At 37.0% G+C, this 6,438-nt stretch carries 7 protein-coding genes; 5 read left to right on the top strand and 2 right to left on the bottom strand.

Going from position 1 to position 6,438, the window contains the following annotated elements; translation table 11 throughout:
* The 4 genes from AC1M86_RS13995 to AC1M86_RS13980 form a co-directional block, all read left to right on the top strand.
* Positions 1–248 (top strand): alpha/beta hydrolase (locus tag AC1M86_RS13995; protein ID WP_481608204.1); only part of this gene is annotated, 248 nt, incomplete at its 5' end.
* 182 nt (positions 249–430) lie between these two features.
* A complete protein-coding gene (locus AC1M86_RS13990) occupies positions 431–2,092 on the top strand; it encodes a phosphoethanolamine transferase (RefSeq protein ID WP_481608203.1) in 1,662 nt (553 codons plus the stop codon).
* Positions 2,093–2,105: 13 nt separating this feature from the next.
* Positions 2,106–2,786, top strand: a complete 681-nt coding sequence (locus tag AC1M86_RS13985) for a response regulator transcription factor (RefSeq protein WP_092768381.1) — start codon at positions 2,106–2,108, stop codon at positions 2,784–2,786.
* A gap of 15 nt (positions 2,787–2,801) precedes the next feature.
* Positions 2,802–4,115 carry an ATP-binding protein gene (locus AC1M86_RS13980; protein WP_481608202.1) on the top strand — a complete coding sequence of 438 codons (1,314 nt, stop codon included), beginning with the start codon at positions 2,802–2,804 and terminating at the stop codon, positions 4,113–4,115.
* 4 nt (positions 4,116–4,119) lie between these two features.
* Here AC1M86_RS13980 and AC1M86_RS13975 read toward each other — a convergent pair whose 3' ends face one another.
* Positions 4,120–4,788 carry a phosphatase PAP2 family protein gene (locus AC1M86_RS13975; RefSeq protein WP_481608201.1) on the bottom strand — a complete coding sequence of 223 codons (669 nt, stop codon included), beginning with the start codon at positions 4,786–4,788 and terminating at the stop codon, positions 4,120–4,122.
* A gap of 151 nt (positions 4,789–4,939) precedes the next feature.
* Between AC1M86_RS13975 and AC1M86_RS13970 the strand changes: the two genes are divergently transcribed.
* Entirely contained in the window at positions 4,940–5,812 is an 873-nt protein-coding gene (locus AC1M86_RS13970) for an alpha/beta hydrolase (protein ID WP_481608200.1), read from the top strand.
* 4 nt (positions 5,813–5,816) lie between these two features.
* Here the strand turns inward: AC1M86_RS13970 and AC1M86_RS13965 are convergent, their stop codons facing one another.
* Positions 5,817–6,434, bottom strand: a complete 618-nt coding sequence (locus AC1M86_RS13965; protein ID WP_035270045.1) for a TetR/AcrR family transcriptional regulator — start codon at positions 6,432–6,434, stop codon at positions 5,817–5,819.
* Positions 6,435–6,438 lie beyond the last annotated feature (4 nt).

The raw sequence follows: 6,438 nt of genomic DNA, 5'->3' as shown, positions 1-6,438 counted from the left end.
CTGAAGGTTATGCAAGCTGCTGTGAAGCTTTGGCTAAGGCGGATGTGCGTGAACAACTCAAACAGATTTCGATTCCTGTATTGATTATTGCAGGTCAGCAAGACCCTGTGACCACTGTGGCAGATGGTCAGTTTATGCAAGCCGCGATTGCGGGTAGTCAACTTGTTGAGATTAATGCTTCGCACATTTCGAATGTTGAACAACCACAAGCGTTTAACCAGGCTGTGGCTGAATTTATTCAGGCTTAAGTTCGGAACAACTCAAGCCTGAACTCAGCAAACATCACTTGTCACGGGTGACTCATCTTGACGCTTTGCCAGATTGCTCCATCAGTCTGGCTTTTTTTATGCCCTAGACTTCAATCATTTATTCAGTAAATTTTAAGAAATAAAACCTAATCTCAGCGTAGTTAAATATTAGAACTCATCGTATGCGCTACAAATCTATCATTCAGCAATGGAAAAAACCAACGATAAGCCTAGCACTATTCAATTTAATACTCTCGGTGTGGGCTGGTATTGGTTTAAATATTGCGTTCTACAAACAACTTACTTCACTCACACCTTATCAAGGTTATCCAGCAATTCTTTTTTTACTAGGCTCAACTGTTTTAATCACAGCCGCTTATTTTTTTATTTTCAATCTAATTCATTGGAGATCGAACGTAAAGATATTTGCAGGTATCTGGATTGTATTAGGCGGTATGTCCGCATATTTTGTAAATAATTTAGGCATTATTATCAATGCTGATCAGATTCAAAATCTGATGCAAACCAATACGATGGAAGCACTTGATCTGATAAATATAAGATTAGTTGTTTGGGTCCTATTTTTTATTTTGGTTCCTCTTTATTTTATTTATTGGGTGAATATCAAAAAATCAACGTTTTCTCATACCCTTTGCAGGAAAATGTTACACAGTGTAATCAGTTTAGTTTTAGTGTTAGGTTGCGCTTATTTATATTATGTTGACTATGCAGCTATTTTTAGAGAAAACAGAGAGTTGAAAGGGATGATCAGTCCTCAAAATGTCGTTGCAGCGTCCTTCAGTTATTATAAACATCTTCAACCTCCCAAAAATACTATAATTCAACCCTACGGACGTGATGCACACCAATTTATTCAAACGGCGACCCATCAAACTCCAAAACTGATGGTTTTAGTGATAGGAGAAACAGCACGTGCAGAAAGTTTTCAGTTGAATGGATATGATCGAGCTACAAATCCAGAATTAAGCAAATTAAATATAATCAATTTTCGTAACGTCAGTTCCTGTGGTACTGCAACGGCGGTATCCGTACCTTGTTTATTTTCTGGTATGACTCGACAAGCATATACAGAAAAAGTCGCAAGACAACAGGAGAACTTACTCGATATTATTCGACGTGCGGGCTACAAAGTAACGTGGATCAATAACAATTCAGGATGCAAAGAGGTTTGTAATCGGGTTGAGCGTTATGAAATTCCCGAATCTATTCGTAAACAATGGTGCGATTCTAAGGGTGAATGTAAAGATGAAATATTGATTGCTAGCCTTAATGCCTATATTCAAGCCATTCCCAAAAATGATAAAACGCCAAGACTTATCGTACTCCATCAAATGGGAAGTCACGGCCCAGCTTACTATAAACGGTCCACTCATCAATACAGACCCTTTCAGCCGACCTGTAACACCAGCGCAATTCAAGGATGTAGTCAACAAGCTCTGATCAATACGTATGATAATTCAATTGTATATACAGACCATATTCTCGCTTCGACAATCAATTTATTAAACAAACAAACTCAATTTCAATCCGCTTTATGGTATTTATCAGATCATGGTGAATCCACGGGTGAACATGGAATGTATTTACATGGCGCCCCTTATCAAATTGCACCATCACAACAAACTCATGTTCCGATGATCATGTGGTTTTCAACAGCATGGCGAAAACATGAAGCGTCAACTGTACGATGCATTGAATCTCGGAAAAATGATGTACTAAGCCAAGACAATGTCTTTCACACCATGCTAAGTTTATTAAATATTCATACTACAACATTACAACCCGCATTAGACCTCAGCCAACAATGCAAACCTCAATTATAGAACAGAGCCTAATATGAATAAAATCCTGATGATTGAAGATGACTTTATGATTGCAGAGTCATCTCAAAAGTTGCTCCAATATCAATCATTTGAAGTAGTCTGGGTCAATAATGGCATCGATGGCTTAAAACAATTAAATCAACAAGCATTTGATTTAGTGCTGCTCGATCTTGGATTACCTATGATGGATGGCATGCAAGTACTCAAACATCTTCGCTCACTATTTCCTTCAATTCCTGTACTCATTATTTCAGCAAGAGATCAACTTCAGCACCGTATCGATGGATTAAATCAAGGCGCTGATGATTATCTAGTAAAACCATACGAGTTTGAGGAGTTATTAGCGCGTATTCACGCCATACTCAGACGTGCATCTCAACAAAATACACCCCAGATAAAACAAATTTTAGAGTTTGGCGGACTCAGGTTAGATCTTGAACAACATATCGCGAGTTTTGAAAATCAGACGGTTGAGTTTTCAAACCGTGAGTGGGCTTTATTAATTCCACTCTTAACTTATCCAAATAAGATTTTTTCGAAGTCTAATCTTGAAGAAAAACTGTATGATATTGAAAATGAAATCAGCAGTAATACCATTGAAGTCTATATTCATCGCATACGCTCAAAATTAGGTAAAAATTTTATACGTAATGTGCGAGGATTAGGTTATCGGCTAGGTCAGCCTACACCATAAAACAAGAATTGATACATGACGCAACCCTACTCTTTACAAAAGCAACTTGTTGTATTTACCTCAATTTTTAGTGTGGTGATGGGATGTATATTGGTTTTTTCAGCCTATAGAACAGCTTTAGAGGAAACAAATGAAATACTTGATGCTCAGCTGAAAAATCTGGCAGAGCGCGTTGCAAAATTTAATCCAGATCCTGTAAAGAGTAAATTTTCACATTTAAAACAGTACCATGAAGAAGATTTATTTGTAGATGTTTGGGCCTATGACCAACAATCACATTTACATGAAAAGTTTAAACAGTTGGTTGAGCCAGTCGCTAAGTCAGGTTTTTATCATCACACTAATCATTATGGTAAATGGCATACCTATGTGATTCCATTGAAAACTGTTCAAGTTCAAGTGAGCCAACAAGACTCTGTTCGACAAGCTTTAGCCATAGAGCTCGCAATCAACATGTTTTTACCTTATTTAATCATTATGCCTTTCGCGATTTATGGCTTAGGTTTTATAATTAGAAGAAATTTTGCTCCATTTGAGCAATTTAAATCCGAATTAAGTACACGTAAACCAAGTGAGCTGACCGTAATTGCCCCTCAACAGTACCCTATTGAGCTAGTACCCAGCATTCAAGCGATCAATCAATTATTTCAAAGGATCTCTGATGCCCAACAAGAACAAAAACAATTTATTGCAGACGCCGCTCACGAATTAAGAACACCAATTACTGCATTAAATCTTCAAACTAAAATTTTACTCAAAGAGCTCCCCCATCACGAATCGTTAATCAAAATGAATAATGGTTTACACCGAACTCAGCATTTGGTCGGTCAGCTTTTAAATCTCGCTCAACAAGATTCATTAAATGCCAGTAACGAGAAAAAAGTGAGTATTCGTTTAGATGAACGTGCTTATCAATCTATTGAGCAATTGATTCATTTAGCCTTAGCCAAAGAAATCGATTTAGGTATGGAACGTTATGAATACGTTCAAATTATAAATTACTCATCTGCTATAGATTCAATATTAACCAATTTAATAGAGAATGCGATTAAATACACGCCCCCCAATGGCATCATTAACGTTTCTACATTTCAAGAGAATGATATAGCTATCATTCAAGTCGAGGACAGTGGCCCAGGAATTTCAGCAGATCTGTATGAACGTATTAAAAAAAGATTTTATCGAGTCGAGCAACATCAAGAAATTGGTAGTGGCTTAGGTTTATCAATTGTTGAAAAAGCGGTAGAACGTATGGGGGGCAATCTTATCTTTGATCGCAGCCCTCAATTAGGTGGTTTATTGGTGAGAGTGGAAATTAAACTACATTAATTGCTTAGGCTAATTTAACCTTTTCTTTTAGACTAAATATTACGACATTGAACATCCAAATCAGCCAACCAGTCCAAAGATTATGACTAAAAAAATGCGCTCCTCTGAGCATTTGCGTCCATCCCATAAGCATTCCCAAGAGAATTGCACTCAATAAGTAAAATTGAGCTAATTTGCTTTTTTTGCTCCTGAACACAAAATACCCACTCAATAATGCAAAACCTGCAGAAGCATGACCTCCAGGAAAACAATGCCCAACTTTACTACTGAGACTCCAGACAACTGTCATTCCCTGAGGTTGAGCTGCATCCCATGGACACATCAAGTTCGACTGTGATTTGAACAACGCTATTAAAATAATTGAAATTAAAGCAACTGCAAAAATTGTGATGTAATTTTTAGAGGTTTCCAAATTTTGATTTCTCGATTTGGGATGAGCAACCATGACTACAGATATCAGCATACTGCAGTACATCGCGATTAGCACATATTTAACCCATTCATGCCCGACTACACTTGGCCAAAATGCATCTTTTAAATAGAACACTCCTTTTGAATTTAAGCCTAATTGAATCAATTTCATGTCGACTGCACCATGTACTGGAAATAGATTGACCAAAATGAAATAGCTCAAGATTAAGGCGATACATTGCTTGCGATAGAAAAAACTCATACGAATACATCGAATAAAAATGTATTTAAATCAATCAGGCTTAAAATTTTCTGAACGATTTGACATCAAATAGACTTTTATACTGCATAACGATATGCTTAAACCAACCTGAGTTGGGTTTAAAAATAAAAAAGTGTTAAGGATAACCACGATGCAAACTCAAGAATTACTCATTCCGAATGGCAACTATCAAATCCAAGCGGATTTTTATATGCCAGAGCCGATCACAAAAGATTCTAGTATCATCATTATGGCTCATGGCTTAGGTGGAGAAAAAAGCTGTGGCTTAAACTCTTTCGCTGAAGCTTATGCAGAATTGGGATATAACGTATGCGTATTTGATCATTCTGGTTTTGGATTAAGCAGTGGTCCTGTTCAGCATCTTGTTGATAAAAATAGTCAACTTCAGGATTGGAAAGTCGTTATCGACTATATTCAAACCCGATTCTACATCCCGAAAAAAAATATCATTTTATGGGGGTATTCGTTCAGTGGTGCGCATGTTCTAACATTAGCAAGTGAACACACCTTTAAAGCAGTGATCTCTAATTTTCCACACGTTGATGGTTTAGCGAGCTTGACACTGTATCCGAAAAAATATTTATTGCCTGCAACCATGATTGCATTACAAGATTTAGCCCTAGCAAAAATAGGTAGACTCAAAACCATGCCTGTAGTTGCAAAAGATCGGTTTGCCATTTTGGCGGGTGAAGATTGCTATGATGCCTATTATCGACTGATTCCAGACGGGATGCATTGGAAAAATGCTGTACCAGCTCGAATCGTTGCAACCATTGGTTTATACCGACCAACAATGATCGTTCATAAAATTCAATGCCCTGTTTTTGTGTCAGGTGCGGAACTAGATTCACTTATTCCTGTCAAAGCAACACGTAAACTCGCACAAAAACTAAAACAAGGTGAATATCGTGAGTTCGTCTGCGGTCACTTCGATCTATTTCATTCGCCCGTTTTTGATCAACTCATCGCAGCGCATCAACATTTTTTGGAAAAACTAAAATAAACTTTTAAAGTTGGTAGTTATATCCCTTACTGCTTAAGTAAAATTCACTGATGAAATGGCATTCTTTTAGAATGTCATCAGTGACTTGTTGATGCTGATAGTAGCTGTGTTTCATTAATGCAAAAACCATTTCAACCAGATACACCGCTTCCTCTTTTCTATTCAATTTCAGCGGATGTACTTTCTGCTCAAATACCGCTTGTAAATCATGAGCAATCTTCTCAATGACGATTTCCTGTAAATTAAAACCATCAACATGTACTGGCCCACCCAAAATCAAAATACTTGCAGCAGGATTTGAATTGTAGAACTCAGCCACCTTAGAAATTAGATCAAAACAAATATCACGTGTTGACCAAGTTTGATAGCACTCATTCTTAAACAAAACATAGGCCTGCAGTTCATCTAAATAACGTTTCACCAATATGCTGAACAAATGATTAACTGTTGGAAAGTATTGATAAATCGTAATCTTAGGAAGATCGGACTGTGCTGCAATTTCGGGAATAGTACAGTGATTGATGCCTTGTTCTTCTAATATTTTCTTTGTTGTTTCTAGTACAAGTTCTAACCTTGCTTTACTTCTTTTTTGTACAGGAAGCTTAATTTCATCAAAAAGCATTTAA

The sequence above is a fragment of the Acinetobacter sp. ANC_7654 genome, assembly GCF_056779855.1.
Note: the sequence above shows the minus strand (reverse complement) of the source record. Positions and strands in the feature narration are given on the sequence as shown.